The organism is Halochromatium glycolicum (assembly GCF_016584085.1).
GTDB lineage: Bacteria > Pseudomonadota > Gammaproteobacteria > Chromatiales > Chromatiaceae > Lamprobacter > Lamprobacter glycolicus.
Map to the genome: position 1 here is coordinate 1 of NZ_NRSJ01000131.1, position 713 is coordinate 713.

Annotated in this window: 1 protein-coding gene; it reads left to right on the forward strand. The window is 64.4% G+C overall.

What is annotated here, in order from left to right:
- Positions 1-92: 92 nt before the first annotated feature.
- On the forward strand, positions 93-713 hold a 621-nt coding region (locus CKO40_RS23835; RefSeq protein WP_200348943.1), incomplete at its 3' end, for an AAA family ATPase.

Below are 713 nucleotides of genomic sequence, written 5' to 3' on the forward strand. Positions count from 1 at the left end.
CCTTGCTTGGCCGTGCGGCCCTGGCTGGCAGCGCTGACCTTGGTATCCTTCGCCAGTCGATCCTCCCTCAGCCGCCCCGGAGCACGGCAACCATGAGCGCAAGCGAGCAACCCTGGCGCATCCCCTACGGCGTGGCGGATTTCATTAAGCTGCGCAAGCGGGGGCATTACTACGTCGACAAGACGCACTACCTGCCGCTGCTCGAGCAAGCCGGCCGGTTCCTGTTCCTGATCCGCCCGCGCCGTTTCGGCAAGAGCCTGCTGCAGTCGGTGATGGAATGCTACTACGACGCCGTCTGGGGCGAGCGCTTCGAGACGCTGTTCGCCGACACCTGGATCAAGGCCCAGCCGACGCCCGAGCGCGGCCAATACCTGTGCCTGCGCTTCGACTTCTCCGCGGTCAGCTCCACCCCGGCGGAGGTGCGCGAGTCGTTCGAGGCCCATACCCGAATCTTATTGATCGACTTCCTCGATCGGCATGCCGCGCGCATCCCAGCGGACAGCGCCCAGGCGATCTTGAGCGAGCCCACCAATGCCCGGCGCCTCGAGCGGCTGATCAGCGAATCGCGCAAGCTTGGGCTCTCGCTCTATCTCTTCATCGACGAATACGACAACTTCGCCAACAACATCCTGGTCAACGCCGGGCGCGAGGCCTACCGCGAGCTGACCCACAGCAGCGGCTTCTTTCGTGACTTCTTTGCGCTGCTCAAGGAG